The sequence below is a fragment of the Anaerococcus porci genome (assembly GCF_034090325.1).
Lineage (GTDB): Bacteria > Bacillota > Clostridia > Tissierellales > Peptoniphilaceae > Anaerococcus > Anaerococcus porci.
Window position 1 is genome coordinate 36,801 of sequence record NZ_JAXDSU010000002.1, and the last position, 17,670, is coordinate 54,470.

Annotated in this window: 14 protein-coding genes and 1 pseudogene; 4 read left to right on the forward strand and 11 right to left on the reverse strand. The window is 29.6% G+C overall.

Going from position 1 to position 17,670, the window contains the following annotated elements; all coding sequences use genetic code 11:
* Positions 1 to 3: 3 nt before the first annotated feature.
* The 8 genes from rlmH to SOR60_RS00280 form a co-directional block, all read right to left on the reverse strand.
* Positions 4 to 486, reverse strand: a complete 483-nt coding sequence (gene rlmH, locus SOR60_RS00245; protein WP_154539364.1) for a 23S rRNA (pseudouridine(1915)-N(3))-methyltransferase RlmH — start codon at positions 484 to 486, stop codon at positions 4 to 6.
* Positions 483 to 1,115, reverse strand: a complete 633-nt coding sequence (gene trmB / locus SOR60_RS00250; RefSeq protein WP_154539366.1) for a tRNA (guanosine(46)-N7)-methyltransferase TrmB — start codon at positions 1,113 to 1,115, stop codon at positions 483 to 485. Before trmB ends, rlmH begins: the two co-directional genes overlap by 4 nt.
* 92 nt (positions 1,116 to 1,207) lie before the next feature.
* The gene (locus SOR60_RS00255) at positions 1,208 to 3,460 is read right to left on the reverse strand and encodes a purple acid phosphatase family protein (RefSeq protein ID WP_320594926.1); all 2,253 of its coding nucleotides are present in this window, start codon (positions 3,458 to 3,460) and stop codon (positions 1,208 to 1,210) included.
* Between the two features lie 149 nt (positions 3,461 to 3,609).
* Entirely contained in the window at positions 3,610 to 4,317 is a 708-nt protein-coding gene (locus tag SOR60_RS00260) for an ABC transporter ATP-binding protein (protein ID WP_154539370.1), read from the reverse strand.
* Positions 4,310 to 5,101, reverse strand: coding sequence for an ABC transporter ATP-binding protein (locus SOR60_RS00265; protein WP_154539372.1), 792 nt, complete (start codon positions 5,099 to 5,101; stop codon positions 4,310 to 4,312). Before SOR60_RS00265 ends, SOR60_RS00260 begins: the two co-directional genes overlap by 8 nt.
* On the reverse strand, positions 5,091 to 6,077 hold the full coding sequence (locus tag SOR60_RS00270; RefSeq protein WP_154539374.1) for a branched-chain amino acid ABC transporter permease: 987 nt from the start codon (positions 6,075 to 6,077) through the stop codon (positions 5,091 to 5,093). Before SOR60_RS00270 ends, SOR60_RS00265 begins: the two co-directional genes overlap by 11 nt.
* A gap of 1 nt (position 6,078) precedes the next feature.
* Positions 6,079 to 6,966, reverse strand: a complete 888-nt coding sequence (locus SOR60_RS00275) for a branched-chain amino acid ABC transporter permease (RefSeq protein WP_154539376.1) — start codon at positions 6,964 to 6,966, stop codon at positions 6,079 to 6,081.
* A 54-nt stretch (positions 6,967 to 7,020) separates the two neighbouring features.
* Entirely contained in the window at positions 7,021 to 8,190 is a 1,170-nt protein-coding gene (locus SOR60_RS00280; protein WP_407654211.1) for an ABC transporter substrate-binding protein, read from the reverse strand.
* Positions 8,191 to 8,541: 351 nt separating this feature from the next.
* Here SOR60_RS00280 and SOR60_RS00285 point away from each other — a divergent pair, with 351 nt between their 5' ends.
* Positions 8,542 to 10,374, forward strand: coding sequence for an acyltransferase family protein (locus tag SOR60_RS00285; protein WP_154539380.1), 1,833 nt, complete (start codon positions 8,542 to 8,544; stop codon positions 10,372 to 10,374).
* A 44-nt stretch (positions 10,375 to 10,418) separates the two neighbouring features.
* On the opposite strand, the gene SOR60_RS00290 is transcribed toward SOR60_RS00285, so the two are convergent.
* The 3 genes from SOR60_RS00290 to SOR60_RS00300 are packed head-to-tail and all read right to left on the reverse strand — an operon-like array spanning position 10,419 to position 14,474.
* Entirely contained in the window at positions 10,419 to 12,278 is a 1,860-nt protein-coding gene (locus SOR60_RS00290; RefSeq protein ID WP_320594928.1) for an ABC transporter ATP-binding protein, read from the reverse strand.
* Complete coding sequence (locus SOR60_RS00295) at positions 12,271 to 14,034, reverse strand: ABC transporter ATP-binding protein (RefSeq protein ID WP_154539384.1); 1,764 nt, start codon at positions 14,032 to 14,034, stop codon at positions 12,271 to 12,273. Before SOR60_RS00295 ends, SOR60_RS00290 begins: the two co-directional genes overlap by 8 nt.
* Complete coding sequence (locus tag SOR60_RS00300; RefSeq protein WP_154539386.1) at positions 14,031 to 14,474, reverse strand: MarR family winged helix-turn-helix transcriptional regulator; 444 nt, start codon at positions 14,472 to 14,474, stop codon at positions 14,031 to 14,033. Before SOR60_RS00300 ends, SOR60_RS00295 begins: the two co-directional genes overlap by 4 nt.
* A 101-nt stretch (positions 14,475 to 14,575) precedes the next feature.
* On the opposite strand from SOR60_RS00300, the gene SOR60_RS00305 reads away from it, so the two are divergent.
* From SOR60_RS00305 to SOR60_RS00320, 3 genes and pseudogenes are all read left to right on the forward strand, one after another.
* Positions 14,576 to 15,487, forward strand: a complete 912-nt coding sequence (locus SOR60_RS00305; RefSeq protein ID WP_154539388.1) for an AAA family ATPase — start codon at positions 14,576 to 14,578, stop codon at positions 15,485 to 15,487.
* A complete protein-coding gene (locus SOR60_RS00310) occupies positions 15,480 to 17,204 on the forward strand; it encodes a VWA domain-containing protein (protein WP_320594929.1) in 1,725 nt (574 codons plus the stop codon). Before SOR60_RS00305 ends, SOR60_RS00310 begins: the two co-directional genes overlap by 8 nt.
* A 333-nt stretch (positions 17,205 to 17,537) precedes the next feature.
* Positions 17,538 to 17,670: pseudogene (locus tag SOR60_RS00320) on the forward strand (IS3 family transposase); the annotation flags it as partial.

A 17,670-nucleotide genomic window follows, 5' to 3' on the forward strand; every position in this document is an offset into this window, starting at 1 on the left:
GTTTTATTTGTGATAAGGTTGATTGTTTATTATTTTAAATGCCCTATAAATCTGCTCAATTAAAACAAGTCTCATAAGTTTATGAGGTAAGGTCATTTTTGAAAAAGACAATTTATAATTTGCCCTATCACTTATCTTTTTAGAAAGACCATTAGAACCACCTATCACAAAAATTAGTTCTCGACCTCCACCAAAGTTCATCTCATCTTTTATCATATTAGAAAATTTCTCACTCGAAATACTTTTGCCTTCTATCTCAAGACTTATGACAAAGTCAGTATCATTTATCTTTTTTAATATTCTTTCTCCTTCTTTATCTTTAACGATTTCAATCTCAGCTTCTGATAAATTTTCTGGAGCTTTTTCGTCTGAAACTTCTGTGATTTTAAGCTTAGTAAAGGGACTTAGCCTTTTTTTGTATTCATCTATAGCATCCTTAAAATATTTTTCTTTTATTTTGCCTACGCTTACTATAGTTATATTCATAGATTGAACCTTGCCTTCACATAAAAAATAGGCATGTCTTTATCTCTAAATTTTCTTTCATATTCACTAATATAAATGCTTTTTTCCTCACTTAAATCTCTATCAACTTCTAAAATTGTCATACTAAAATCTTCAAAGTATTTAATTGATGCAAGAAAAAAATCTTCATTATCAGTCTTAAGCTCAATTACAGCCTTGTCTTTCACTATATTTTTATACCTATCTAAAAATCTTTTATGACTTAGTCTTCTTTTGTGATGTCGGGTTTTAGGCCATGGGGTTGAAAAATTAAGGTATATCTTATCTATCTCATTTTTTTCAAAAATTTTTTCAAGGTCTTCTGCATCTGCTATAAGTCCTCTTACATTTCTAAGCTCATTTTCTTTAATCTTTCTACTTGCTACTACAAAGGCATTAGTATTTACTTCAAGGGCTATAAAGTTGGTATTTTTATTATTAAACGCAATTTGACTTATAAAATCACCACGTCCTGCCCCAATTTCTAAATGAATTTCTTCTTTATTATTAAATTCTTCGTGCCACTTTCCCTTTTTATCTTCTCCACCAAAAAATATTTGTGGATTTTCTTTCATTTCTGGAATGGCGTTTTCTTTAAACCTTAGTCTCATTTCATATCCTTTCTAAACTATATCTAGTTTACAGAAAAAGAAATAAAAAAACAAGTAAAGAAAGACCTGCTAGAGGTCTTCTTACTTAAATGTTATTTTCTTTTACTTTTAGATAAGCCAAGTATTGATATTGAAATTAATCCTAAGATTGAAGATAGGGATGTGACACCTGTTTTTACATTAGAAGATTTAATGAAATTTTTATTTTCAAAGTCTGAGTCTTTTTTAAAGTTCTCTACTTTTGTCTTTTGAGCTTTTATTTCTTTTTTTATAGATACTTCCTTATCTTTTTGGCAATATTTATCTTTAGAATCTTTTACATTCTTATCCACTTTTGAGTCTTTATTGTCTGTATTTTTATTATCTTCTCTTAGAAATTCTACACCTGATAATCTTGTGTTAAGAACTTCTATTGCACTATCAACTTCTTCTTGACTTGCATTCTTATCATTTAATACCTTGATTGCATTTTCAATTGCATAGTTATATGCTCTTATATTCTCCTTATCAAGTAAAAGCTTTTTTCCTTGAATTTTTCTTATATATGCTTCAAGCTTGCTAAAGTTAGTTTTTTCTTTATTATTAGGATTTTTAATATGTTCGTCAGTTTTATTTATTGTGTATGAATCTACTATATTACCATCAGTATCCATTGTTAGAAGTCTAAACTGGTTTTTAGAGAAAGTAAGTTTTGAGAATAATTGACTTCTATCATCTAAAGATCTTTGAACAAACCATTGATCTTCTCCAATAGGATTGTAAAATTTTGCTCCTGCTGATGCAGACATTGTTAAAAACAGTGTTCCCCTAGGATCTGTAACTTCATTAGAACCATAATCTAAACTTATTCCATCAACCACTACTTTACCATTATCATAGATATAGTTATTATACGTTTTTGTGAAGTTATCTTTAATACCTGCATTAGGATCATTTTTGTGTGTTCCATAAGCTTTTTCAAAATCTAGGGCCTGTTCACCTGCAAGCATATGACCACTTCTTACATAAATATGATCATGTCCATTCAATACTAGATCTATATTGTTATTATTAAATATTTTTACTAGCTCACTTCTTCTTTGAAGTATGTCATCATCTGAGGTGTGGGTTGCTGTGGAGTATGGAGCATGATGGAAGGATACAACTTTCCACGAGAAGTTTAGACCTCTTTTTTCTTCGGCATTTTTTATTGCTTTTTCAATAAATTTAGAATGGATATTTGAATCTCTTTCATTTGAATTTATATTTAAGAAAAGAGTATCTCCATAGCTATACCAATAATCTCCAGGTATGTATGTTCTTGTTCCATCTTCATTTTCATATGAAATTGATCCAAGTTCTGATTCATTTGGAAGATAAAAATGATCAGAAAATACAGTATTTTGTAAGCTTGTATCATTCTTATCAATGTAAGTTTCATGATTTCCAACTACTGATGAGAATATTTTTTCTCTAAATAGGTCATTATCAAAGAAGTAATCATATTCTCCTTCATATCCTGCAATCTCAACATTATCACCCATTGATAAAAAAAAGTGTGGGTCAAGCTTTCTTGCAATCTCTATTGTCTTAGCAAAGTCGATTTTATCTTGATCTACCTTAGCTTGGGTATTTTTATTAAGTCCTTTAGAATCCCATACACTATCACCAGAACCTATTTGTGGATCTCCAATTAAAACCATGGAGAATTCATTATCATTTCCTAAAGCTTTAGTTTTTAGTGTTTTCTTTTCAGTTTTATAATTATCATTTCTTATATAATATTCATAATTTTCACCTGGTTTTATATCTAAAAGAACTGTATAAGTAGAGTAACCATTAGAGTCACCTGTCTTTCTTGCCCTTTCAGGTTTATATTCTTTTCCATTAAAGTAAAGTCTTGAACTATCCCTTACCTCTGACTTGCCAAACCAAGTTACTGCAACTTTATTTTCATTTTCACCTGGATTTATAACTACGTTTTTAACAGGAGTATCTATGGCTTTAAGCTTATTATTAGCATATTCACCATTCTTTTTACCATATTCTCCCTTAGTTTCATCTAGTTTAGCCTTAACATTTTTATCAATATTTACTACATTCTTATCTTCACCAAAAGTTTCCCTTTCAGTTTCAGTAGCCCTATTGAATTTATTTGTTCCATCGGATTCTCTTGTATCTTTTTCATTTTTTGGATATGTAACTTCATCATCTTTTGGAATATCAGCTATATTTTTTTCTACAACTTCTTTAGTTTCTTGACCTTCTACATCTGTAATATTAGCTGCTTGGACATTTGAAGTTGGTAGAACTATACTACTTGTACTAGCAATAATTAAAGCTAAGATTAACTTATTTTTTTTCATAAATAACCTCCTATTTCTTATCTATCATTACTATAAAACAAGTTTGTAAAGTTTATTATATAATTGTGTAATTATTCTGTTTGAATTATCAAGATATTTTGTTTAAATTAAAGAAAAAAATATAAGAGTCTAAAATAAGACTCCTATAATTATATTCCCAAATATGCACTTCTAACGCTTGGGTCGTTTTTTAAGTTTTCTGCCTTATCTTCTTTTACTATCCTACCAGTTTCAAGTACATAGGCCCTGTCTGATATGTCGAGAGCAAGGTTAGCATTTTGCTCAACTAATAATATTGTAGAGCCTTCTTCTTTTAAAATCTTTATAGTTTCAAATATTTTTTCAACGTATAGGGGTGAAAGACCCATAGAAGGCTCATCTAACAATAAAAGTTTAGGATTTGTCATTATAGCTCTCGCCATGGCAAGCATTTGTTGCTCACCTCCTGATAAGGTACCTGCTTTTTGATTTTTTCTATCCTCCAAAACAGGAAAAAGTTCATATATTCTCTCTATCTTTTCATTTTTTTCTTTATCTGATATTTTTGTTGCAACAGAGCCTAAATTTATATTATCAAGGACAGAAAGATTTGAAAATACCCTTCTTCCTTCAGGAACTTGGGCTATACCAAGTCTTGTAACCTTATAAGCCTTGGCATTTGTTATGTCAGAATTTTCAAAAATTACTTTTCCACTTCTTTTATCTAATAGGGAAGAAATAGCTTGAAGTGTTGTTGTCTTTCCTGCACCATTAGCACCTATAAGTGATACAACCTCTGCATTATTAACCTTTAAAGATACATCTTTTATAGCATGGATATTTCCATAATATACATTTAAATTTTCTACTTTAAGCATTATCTCCTCCATACCCTGAACCAAGATAGGCACTTACTACTTCCTCTTTTTTAACAACTTCCCTAGGATTACCTTCTGCGATTACTATTCCATGATTTAACACCAGTAATCTTTCACATATTCCTAATACAAGTTTCATATCATGTTCGATTAAAACTATAGCAAGTTTATACTTATCTCTTATCATTCTTATAGTATCCATTAAAGCTTCAGTTTCTATAGCATTCATACCTGCAGCTGGTTCATCTAAGAGCAAAAGTTTAGGATTTGTTGCAATAGCCCTTGCTATTTCAAGCTTTCTTTGAGCTCCATATGGGAGATTGCCTGCACTATCGTTGGCATAGGATTGTAAATCTAGGATTTTTAAGATCTCAAGTGCTCTTTTTGTAGCCTCTCTTTCTTCTTGCCAGTAAGATTTAAGTCTTAGCATACCTGATATAACGTTATATCTCATATCTTGGTTCATAGCAAGCTTTACATTATCTATTACTGAAAGATAATCAAACAACCTTATATTTTGAAAGGTTCTAGAAACTCCTTTTTGGGATACCTTATATACACCAAGTCCCCCCACACTTTCACCATCTAAAAATATCGACCCTTCGGTAGGACTATAAACACCACTTAGCATATTAAACACTGTGGTCTTACCTGCACCATTTGGTCCTATTAATCCTATAAGGTCTCCTTCTTTTACATCAAGGTTAAAACCATTTACTGCTTTAAGTCCTCCAAAAGAGATAGATATATTATCACACTTTAATATTGATTTTCTATTTTCCATCATCTTTCTCCTTCTTTAAAGCTTTTTTTCTTTTTATCTTAGCTAATAGCCTTGATATAGAAAACTCTTCTCTTCCCATCAATCCTTGTGGTCTAAATATCATTACTAAAACAAGTATTACTGAGTAAATTATCATTCTCCAATCAGCAAAGGCTCTTAGAATTTCTGGAACTATAGTAAGTACAATAGTTGATATTATAGAGCCTGTAAAAGAACCCATACCACCCAAAACTACCATTACTAAGATATCAAAGCTCTTATTATAATTAAATACACCAGCTGCTATAACTCCAGTAGTTTGGGCATATATAGCTCCGGCAACACCCGCAAAAAGTGCTGATAAAGTAAAGGCAAAAGTCTTATATCTTGTAGTATTAACTCCAGAACTTTCGGCTGCAAGTTCGTTATCTTTTATTGCTAATACTGACCTCCCAAACCTAGATGTCATTATAGAGTACATAAAAACTACAGAAAGTACTGTTACAAAAAATACTAAGGCGAAGCTATCGATTGTAGGAATTCCTGTCATACCTTGGGCACCACCAGTTATAGTTAAATTTTCTGCAAGAACCCTTATTATTTCACCAAAGGCGAGAGTTACTATGGCAAGATAATCACCATTTAATCTTAATACTGGTATACCAATTATAAGCGAGAATAAAAAGGCTACAAGGCCTGCAAGAAGAAGCGATATTATAAAACCACCGACTCCTCCTACTAATTCAGTTTTTAAAAATATACCTGCTGTATAGGCTCCTATTGACATAAATCCTGCATGACCAAGGGTAATTTGTCCAAGATTTCCCACTGTTATATTTAATGATATGGAAAGTATTATATTTATACAAAGGAAAAATAATATAGCTTGCCAATATGAGTCTATAACTCCTCCTATAATTAAAGCTTGTATTATTACAAATGTAAGTAAAATTAAAAGAGTTGTTGCTATATACGAAATTTTCTTATTTTTATCCATATTAAACCTTCTCTTTCTCCATAGATCCTAGTATACCTGTTGGTTTTACTATAAGAACTACAATTAATACCATAAAAACAATAGCATCTGCATAGGAGCTTGATAGATAAGCTCTTGTCATTACTTCTATCATTCCTAATATAAAACCACCTATAACCGCTCCAGGAATTGAACCAATCCCTCCTACTACTGCGGCTGTAAAAGCTTTAATTCCTAGCATTGATCCCATAAAAGGAGTTATTTGTGGATAACTTGCTACATAAAGAAGACTTGCAACACCTGCAAGAGCTGAACCTATTGCAAAGGTCATTGTCATAGTGTTATCTACATTTATACCTACAAGACTTGATGCCTTATAGTCTTCACTTACAGCTAACATACTCTTACCAAGACTTGTTTTTGATACAAATAATTGCAATATAGTAGTTAATATTATTGTAATTATTATAGTAAATACAGTTTGAAATGATAATCTTATACCAAGTAAATTTATACTTTCTTTGCTAAAAAGTGATGCCACAGGTCTTGCATTGGCTGTAAAGAACTTTACAAATAAATTCTCCAAAAATAAAGAAACTCCTATAGCTGTTATTAATATGGATATAGAAGATGAGTTTCTCAAAGGTTTATAAGCTATTCTTTCAATCACAACTCCCAATAATGTACATGCAACAATCGCTGGAATTATTGAAAGATAAAGTGGAAGTCCACTTTGAAATAATTTTGTCTGTACTACAAAAAAAATTGTATAGGCTCCAACCATTATGATATCCCCATGGGCGAAGTTTATAAGCTTTGCAACGCCGTAAACCATAGTGTAACCTAAAGCTATAAGAGCATATATAGATCCTAATTGTAGACCATTAAATAACTGGGTTAAAAAATTCATACTTTCTCCTTAAAATTAAGGGCTGTTGCAAAAAATGCAACAGCCTATCAAAATTTAGTTTTCATCAGGGCTAACTGTTGAGTTAAATTTATAAGTCCCATCCTTTATTTCCATCATAGATGCTGATTTGATTGGGTTATTATTTTCGTCAAATTTGAACTTACCTGTTATACCATCAAATTCAATATTTTTAAGCTTTTCTACAACTTTGTCACTTTCGATAGATTGTGCTTCTTCTATAGCTTGTTTTACTAAGTAAATTGTATCATAAGAAAGTGCTGAGAATGATGATGGATCTTCGTTGTTTTTTTCTTTATATTTACTAACAAATTTTTTTGTTCTTTCATCTTCACTATCTAAGGCAAAGTGGTTTGAAAAACATGAACCTTCAACTAAGTTTAGTTGAGACTTATCCATAACACTTATAACTCCATCCCAACCATCGCCACCTATAAATTTAGCATCAATACCAGCTTCTCTTGCTTGAGGTGCTAAAAGAGCAATCTTTTCATAGTAATCAGGAACCAACAATACTTCAGGTTTTGCACTTGCAATTTTTGTAAGTTGAGCCTTAAAGTCTGTATCATTTTCTCCATAAGACTCATCTGCTACAATTTCAAGATTAAGCTTCTCAGCCTCTTTTTTAAACTCATCTGCTATCCCATTTGAATAATCTGATGATGTATTTCTAAGAATAGCTACCTTTTTAGCTTTTTGATTTTCTGAAGCAAACTTTGCAAGAAGTCTTCCTTGGTAAGGATCTGTAAAACATGTCCTAAAGATGTTTTTCTTATCCTTAGTTATATCTTCTTGTGTACCTGTTGGTGTAATCATTGGTATACCATCTTTTTTAGCAATTTCTGCAACAGCAAGAGCTGGTTTAGATGTTATTGCTCCAACTATTACAGAAACTCCATCACCTTTTAGCTTATTATAAGCCGAAGTCGCATCGGTAATCTCTCCCTTATCATCGTAAGATTTCCATTCTATTTTCTTACCATTGATACCCCCTGCTTCATTTATCTCGTCTATCGCTATTAAAGCTCCCTTTTCTGATGAGTTACCATAATTAGAAACGGGTCCTGTTTGAGGAATAATTGCCCCTATTTTTATAGTATCTGAATCTCCACTAGTACTTTTAGAATCATTTGATCCACTTGAACATCCCGCAAGTGCAAATATCGATGCAAATGCCAATGCCATTAATTTTTTTGATTTTCCCATTTTTTCTTCCTCCATAATATTTATCCTTTTAATAAGTATAAATACAAATAAAAATTTATAATAATAATTATTGCATAATTTTGAATATCTGTCAAATCTTTTTTATATTTTCCTATAAATCATTAATTTTTAGGATTTTATAGCTTATATTATCTTCTTGTTTCAATATTTAAATATATACAGCTTGTATTCAATGAATTTTTATAATATATTCTAGAATATACTTTTGTTTTTTTGATTATTTATACTTAAACTGAATATTTGATTCTAATTTGTTACAAGTATTACAATATCTTTCTATTCTTGCTATTTATCTAACTAAATATTATAATGATACACATGGGGGAAATAATGAATAAAATTAAATATATTGATTCATTCACTTTTCTAAGAGCTATTTTTATTATTGCAATTTCAATTTTCCACACCAGAGTTCATTCACTAAGTGGCGGTTTTATTGCAGTGAATAGCTTTTTTGTATTGAGTGGATTTTTAATAATGCTTAAGTTGGAAAGTTTGAGAGGAAATGAGTTAAAAGATTACATAAGATATATCAAAAAAAGATTAAAATCCTTAATGCCAGCCTTGTACTTTGTTTTGATAGTATCATTATTAGTTTCCTTAATTTTTTCGAAAACTGTTTTTCATGATTCTATAAAATCAAGCATACCGAGTGCTCTTTCATTCCAAAATATATATCAAATACTAGTAGGAGGATCCTATTTTAAGCAAAATGGATACTTTTCAATGTTTACTCACTTTTGGTATATATCTATGCAAATTCAATTTATAGTGATTTTTACCTTGGTAAGCTATTTGATTAGAAAGTTTAGTAAAAACAAAAGATTATGCATACTCTCATTTTTAAGTCTTTGTAGTATGCTTTTAATGATTTATTTTTCTTATGATAAAGGTAATATATCAAGGGTTTATTATGGAACAGACACTAGAATTTATGCGTTTCTCTTAGGTGCTATAGTATACCTTCTTAAAGATAAATTTATAAACTTAAGTCTTTTGTTAAAAGATAAAAAAGAAACCCTCTATTATTTTATAGGTCCAATTCTATTTTTTACCTTTATAGCTTATTTTCTAGTAGATGGAAATTCCATCTATACTTATAGGCTAATAATGCCAGCTTATACAATTTTGCAGGCTATTTTAATTGGAACCTTGTTCTCCTTTGAAACATCAAATATTATTGTAATAAACAAAAGAAAGTTTGGTTTTTTTAGAAGTTTTCTATATTATATAGGACTAAGATCTTATTATATCTATATATGGCAATATGTAATAAATACCTTTATAACATATTTTCTTGCATCCTCAAGAGTCAATGTCATATATTTTTATATTTTGCAAGTAATTATAGTAATAGTATTGTCTGAGCTTACTTATCAGATTTATGAAAAGCTAAAAAATAAAAAATCCTATTTTTTTGTAAGTTTAATAATACTTGCTCTTTTAAATATATCTGCATTTTTTATAGACAATCCTAAAGATAATGATATAAAACAATTAGAGGAGAATATAAGTAAAAACAAAAAAGAAATTAGCAAAAAAAATAAGGACTATAATAAAAACAAGTCTAAGGTAAATTCTAATGATATATCTAATTTAAGTACTGATAATAAACTTAATAATGAAAAAATAAAAAATAAATCATACGATGACTTTAATTTTACTGATTATGAAAAATCTTTCCTAAAAAGTAAGTCTGTAACAGCAGTAGGAGATTCTGTTTTAATAAATATAGATAAATATCTAAGAGAATTTAACCCAAATCTCTACCTTGATGGTGAAGTTGGAAGAGATATGATAGATGGTCCTAAAATTTTGACCAATATAAAAAACAGCACTGGTCTTGGCGATATAGTTTTAATAGCGCTTGGTTCTAATGGTCAACTTGAATATCAAAATTTGGTTGATTTAAAGAAAATATCTGAGCAAAAAAAATTATTTTTTGTAAATACTGTACATAGTCAATCTTGGGAAAGTTCAATTAATAAAGATATTGAAAAATTTTGTAAGGAAAATGATAATGTATATTTGGTTGATTGGTATAAGTATGCTAAACAAAGACCTGAATTGTTTGCAAAAGACTTTGTTCATCCAAATGTAGAAGGTTCTATTGCATACAGAAACTTAATAGAAAGAGCAATTTTAAATGCTTATAGTAAATAAAAAAATACACTTGTTTTTGAAAACAAGTGTATTTTTTATTATCTTTAATCAAGTTCAAGCTTTCCTGTGTATAATTGATAATATGTGCCTTTTTTAGCCATTAAAGAATCATGGTTTCCTCTTTCTATAATTCTACCATTATCCATTACCATTATTACATCAGAGTTTTTTATTGTTGAAAGCCTATGAGCTATAACTATTGATGTAGAACCTGTCATAAGATTATCCATGGCATCTGTTACTATAAGCTCTGTTGCTGAGTCTATTGATGAAGTAGCCTCATCTAAAATTAACATAGATGGCTCATCTACAGCTGCTCTAGATATGGATACTAGTTGATTTTGACCATCCGATAAGGATGACCCATTTCCATGGATTTTTGTATCATAACCATGAGGAAGCCTACAAATAAATGAATCAGCTTTACTCATCCTAGCTGCAGCCTTTATCTCATCATCGTTTGCATCAAGTCTACCATACCTTATATTTTCATAAATAGTATCTGTAAACAAGCTTACATCTTGGAGTACCATCCCAAAAGCTTTTCTTAAGGCGGATTTTTTAATTTGATAAATATCTATATCATCTACCTTTATAGAACCCTTATCTATGTCATAAAATCTTGTTATAACATTGGTTATAGTTGTCTTTCCAGCACCAGTTGAACCAACAAAGGCTATTTTTTCACCTGGATTTGCATAAAAAGTTACATCCTTTAATATCTTATTTTTACCATCATATGAAAAGTCTACATGCTCAAAGTCAATTTTTCCTTCAAGCCTTTTATATTTTATTTCTCCATTAACTATCCTCTTCCAAGCGTAGATTCCTGTAAGGGTATTTTCTTCATGAAAGTTTCCATCTTTATCAATAGTTGCATGAACAAGGTCTATATCTCCATCATCACTTTCAGCTTCCATATCAAGTATTTCAAATATACGATTAGCTCCTGCAATAGCTTGAGCCATAACATTCGCTTGTTGACTTACTGTTGCAATTGGATTTTGTAATTGCCTTACATATGTTAGATATGTAGCAAGTGTGCCTACTGTCATTTGTCCAAGAATTGTTAAAACAGCTCCAACCATACATATTATGGCATAAGATATGTTGATACCATTTTTAAGAAAAGGCATTATCTTCCCCGTTATAGTATTAGCTTGCCAAATAAGCTCTCTTACTCTATCAGCCGTTTTATTGAACCTATCTTTTAAATTTTCTTCAAAGTTAAACACTTTTACAACTTTCTGACCTGAAAGAGTCTCTTCTATAAAACCATTCATCTTTCCAAGTTCAACTTGATTTCTTGAAAATAGTCTTGTTGATTTTGTTATTATCTTTTTTAATATAAAAAGCATAAGACCTATGGTCAAAAGTGTAAGGATTGTAAGCTTAAAGTTTATAACAAACATTATAGCAAAAGTTCCTATAAATAAAAGTAGTGATTGAAGAAGATTTGGGATAGATGATGATAGAGATTGACCTAACATATCTGTATCATTTGTAAACCTTGACATTATTTCCCCATGAGTATTTTGGTCGAAAAATTCTAATTCAAGACTTTGAATTTTCTCAAAAAGTTCATTTCTTATATCTTTTATAGATTTTTCACTTACCCTAACCATTAACCTTGAAAAAATAAGAGATGTTATAGCAGATATTATGAATAGCCCAACCATCATCAAAACATTTTTCTTAAGTCCATCAATATTTGAATTTAAAATCATCTCGTCAATTGTCGGTTGAAGTAAAGACATACCCAAAATTTGAGTTAGGGTAGAAATTATTACAGATATAATTACCACTATCATTTGCCACTTATAGTTGAAAAGATATTTTAATAATCTTACAATACCACCATTGAAAGAATTCTGATTTCTTGAGGAATTTAATTTATTACTCATTTATATCACTTCCCTTCTGTTGCATATCGTAGGTTTTTCTATAAAATTCACTTTCCTTATAAAGTTCGTCGTGGCTACCTATAGCCTCAATTCTACCTTCTCTCATAACCATAATCCTGTCACAGTGTCTAAATGAAGATACTCTTTGAGAGATTATGATTTTTGTAAGTTTATCAGAATAAGAATTTATTCCTTCAACTATTTGACTTTCAGTCTTTGTGTCTACTGCACTTGTAGAGTTATCTAAGATTAAAACTTTTGGCTTTTTTAAAAGTCCACGTGCTATACAAATTCTTTGTTTTTGTCCACCCGAAACACCTGTTCCACCTTGACCTAAAACTGACTGATATCCATCAGCTCTTTCTTTTATAAAGTCATGGGCGCAAGCAATTCTAGCAACCTTTTCTACTTCTTCAAAACTAGCTTCAGTATCGCCCCACCTAATGTTATCTTCAATCGTTCCTGAGAATAGGGTGTTTTTTTGTAAAACTATATTTACATCATTCCTAAGCTTTTTGATATCGTAATTTTTAACATTAACTCCACCAACTTTAACAACCCCTTCACTAACATCATAAAGTCTCGGTATAAGTTGGACAAGACTTGATTTTGCAGAACCAGTTGGTCCTAAAATACCTATGGACTCTCCCTCTTTTATATGGAGATTTATATTTTCTAAGGCATAATTGTCAGAATCTTCTTTATATTTAAATGATACATTAGAAAAATCAATTGAGCCGTTTTCAACTTCAAGTCCATCAATTTTTTCGTGATTTTTCATATATGGCTCATGTTCTATTACCTCTGCTACACGGACAACTCCTGGACTTGATGCCATCATTTGCATTAAAACCATAGAGATTCCTATAAAGGCAGCTAAAAGCATCATAGCATACATAATAAAACTCATTAACTCTCCTACTTGGATTTTGCCACTAATAATTTCATTACCACCAAACCACACAAGAGATGCCATTGTTCCAAACATTATTATATTTGCAATTGGACCAACATAACTCATTGCACCACTTGCCTTGTCTATTAGCTTATACATGGTAAAGTTTTGTTTTGCAAGTTTTTTAATCTCAAAATCATCTCTAACAAATGACTTTACCACTCTTATATTTGCTAAAGATTCTTGAACAATAAGGTTTAGCTTATCAAATTCTTTTCTAAATTGTTTAAATCCAGGTATAGCCTTCGACATAGTGAAAAATATGGCTATTACTAAAAGTGGCATGGTAACTAAGAATAATAATGATAGCTTAGCTGATACATTTACAGATAAAATTACTGCAACGATACCTGTAACTACAGTCTTAATTATAAATCTTGTTCCTAAAAATACTGAAAATATAATTTGTTGTATATCACTTGTAAGCCTTGTTATTAAAGATGAAGTTTGGAACTCTTCTAAATCCTCAAAACCATATTCTTGGATTTTACCAAATGCGAGCTTTCTTAGGTTTGCACCAAACCCTGAAGATGTTGCAGAAGCATGTTTTGTAGCAACCATACCTGCATACATACAAAATAGTGAAACTAAAATCATAACTGCACCTAAGATAAATGTCATCTTTATATCCGACTTACTTACTGCCATATCAATTATAAATGCCATTATGGTAGGTACAATAAGCTCTAGAATTGTCTCTATTGTTGTTGCAACCATAGAGATCTTGGCATTTTTCTTATACTCTCCAACAGCAGGCATCAAATATTTGAAATTGACAAAAAATTCCTTTAAACTATTCAAATTACCTCCCTATTTACTTCCATTAAAATTTCAGCAAGTTCAGAAAAGTCATCTGCCATCTTCTTTATCTTTTCTTCCCCCAACCTATCATAAAGTTTTGCATTAAATTCGATAAGTGGATTAAGATAATTTCTGGCATATTGTTTTCCTTTTTCTGTCAAAACTAAAATTTTAAGTCTCTTGTCACTTTCATCAGTGACTGTTTTTACATATTCTTTTTCACATAATTCCATAATTATATTATTTATAGTTTGTTTGGCAACAGCCATTTTTTCTACAATCATAGATTGGCTTACACCTTTCTCATAAATTAGGGTTAAAAAAATAGCAGTCTTTATGCCATTAGCATTCATATCTTTGAAGCTTTGGCTTTTTAATCCCTGCACTTTCCTAATTAGAGAAAACAACTTAAAAATATAAAGTGATTTTTGATTTTCCATCTATATCCTTTCTATAATCATATATATTACTATAGTCCTAAAATGGACTTTGTCAATAGCCATGTTGAATTTTTGTTGTATAATAGCACTTGAGGTGAAATATGATAAATTATTTAAAAGAATTAAATATAGATGATAAATTAATAGAAAAAATTATGGATTTTAGAGATAGCAATGATATAGAGGATAAAGATCAAGAAAGGATAAGAAAACCTGAATTTAAATATTATGGTAAAAATATATTAAATAAGGCAATAACTGCAATCTTATCTGGTGAAAATATTCTTTTATCAGGTCCAAAAGCAACAGGTAAAAATATCCTTGCCCAAAATCTTTCCTATATTTTTAACAGACCTTCACGGGATATTTCCTTTCATGTAAATACCGATTATAATTCTCTTATTGGTGCTGATACATTTAAAGATGGAAAAGTAGTGTTTAGAAAAGGACCAGTATATGAATGTGCAATGAAAGGCGGCTTTGGAGTCTTAGATGAGATAAATATGGCAAAAAATGAAGCTATATCGGTTCTTCATGCAACACTTGATCACAGGAGAATTATAGATATTCCTGGTTATGATAAGATTCAACTTCATGACAAGACAAGGTTTATTGCAACAATGAACTATGGTTATGTTGGAACACGCGAGATAAATGAAGCTCTTGCTTCAAGATTTATGGTAATAAATATGCCTAATATTACTAGGGAGAATTTAAAATCTCTACTATTAGACAAATTCCCAAAACTTAAAGAAAAATACCTTAATACTTTTATAGATATATTTGAATCTCTACAAGAAAAAAGCGAAAATTCTGAAATTTCTACTAAGTCTGTAGATTTAAGAGGCCTTATTTCAGCAATAGAAACAATGAGAATTGGTCTTAACCCTTATGATGCCATAGAGATGGGGCTTATCAACAAGTCATTTGATGAATTTGAAAGAGAAATTGTAAGAGATACAATTGATAATAAACTACCAAAAAATATATATGAGAGCGTCTTTAATGACTGATACTTTTGAAAAATTAAGGGCTATGAACGTTATTTGGGATTATGCTGGTGATTATTCAATCTTTCCAAAAAATTACTATCCAATGGATGAAAATTATAAAAATATAATAGAAGGTTTCAAATTTAAAAATTTTAGACTTGACCTATTTTCATCCTTTTTCTCTTATCTTAAAAAGGATAATCCATTTTTTGAAGAATTTAAAAATATTAGCCTACTTTTATTAGATGACTTAGCTTTTAGAAAGCTTAAAGAAAGAAATTTAGTGATAGAAGATTTGAGAAAATCTTATGCTAATTTTATCCTCAATAAATATAGATATAAAAAAGAAACTGAAAATGTATTTGAACAGATTGAAAAAGCCTACTATGAAAAAGTATTTGGTAGGACTATAAAAGAGGGAAAAATTGTAAGAGATTTTTATAAAGAGCTTTTTTCAATAAATACTTACAAAAGTCCTGAGATTATAAAAGATTTGGATGTGCTTTTTAAAAAATACTTTTTGTTTGAAAGATTTGAACAATATAATGAACTCTTTGATCAAATGATTGAAGAAGAAAAACCCAAAAATTTTGATAAAGAGGATTTAGATGATTCTGAGATTGAAAAAAATATAAATGACCAATTTGAAATCCAATCTGCAGAATTTAATGGATATATATATTTTGAAGAAAAAAAGAAAGATACTAATAAGGATATCTTTATATTTGAAGGGGATGATAAGAAAAATAAAAGAGAAGATAATTTCATAGAAGATTTTTATGGAAAACTTTCTATAAGTAAGAAAAGACAAGAACTTCTAGAAAGAGAACTTGCTAAAGGAATCCATAAAGGTAAAAAACTATACTTTACAAATGGAGAATACACAGACAGTCCAAATGCTAGATTTAATCAAAAGATTAGAAAAAAACAAAGTGATAAAAATAAAAAATATATAGAAATAAACCTATCTATAAATAATAGAGCTATAAATGAGCTTAAAAGAACTATAGAAAATTCACTTTCTAACTATGAAGAAGATGAGCTTTATAGGAAAAACTATGGACTTCTTGATTCAATAAATGTTTGGAAAGCAGAAATTTTAAATGACTCTAAAATCTTTTTTTCAAATAATAAAGATCCTAAGCCTAAATTTCAAATTGATTTATTAATAGATGGATCAGCTAGCCAAATAAAAAGACAAGAAGTTGTGGCAGATCAAGCTTATATAATTGCAAGTGCTATGGACAAAGTCAACATTCCTATAAGAATCATGTCTTTTTCAACCCTAAGAGACTACACAGTATTTAATCTTTATAGGGACTATAAGGATAAAGGGAAAAATGACAAAATATTTAACTTTTTTGCATCAGGTTCTAATAGAGATGGTTTAGCCTTTAAGACTATTCATAAACTTATTAATGAAAATATGGATGAAAATGTAAGAAAAATTCTTATAATTCTTTCAGACGGTAGACCAAATGATGAAAAACACAATATAAATAATGTAAATGCCAAGATAAAAGATCAATATATAGAAAAAAAGGCTGTAGATGATACTGCAAAAGAAATTAGAAAGCTTAAAAGTGATAGGATAAGTGTCCTTGGTGTTTTTACAGGTGAAGATGAAGATATAGAAAATGCCAAACTAATATATGGAACTGATTTTTGTAGAATTACTAAACTTGAAAATTTTTCAAAAGTTGTATCAATATATATGAAAAATATAATGACAAATTAAAAGACTGAAAAGACGGATTATTTAATCTGAACTGACCCCCAAAAGTTAGACCAAAAAACTAACTAGAGGAGGTCAGTTTTTTAATGGCAAAATACAGTACAGAATTTAAAGTGATGGTCGTAAAAGAGTATCTAAAAAACACAATAGGATACAGTCAATTAGCTAAAAATATAAAATACCACAAGAATGCATAGTAAGGAAATGGGTAAATGCGTACAAATCTCAAGGCTATGAAGGACTAAAATCAAAAAACGAGGAAGACCTTCAAATATGCCTAAAAAAATCAAACTAAGAACGAAGAAAAAAAGATATTAGAAATCAGAAAAAAATCCAAACTATGGATATAGAAGAATAACAGCAATGTTAAAAAGATTAGGATTAATCATAAACAAAAAGAAAGTACAAAGACTAGTACAAAAACTAAAAATACAAGTAAAGAGCTTTTCCAAAAAAACAAGAAAATATT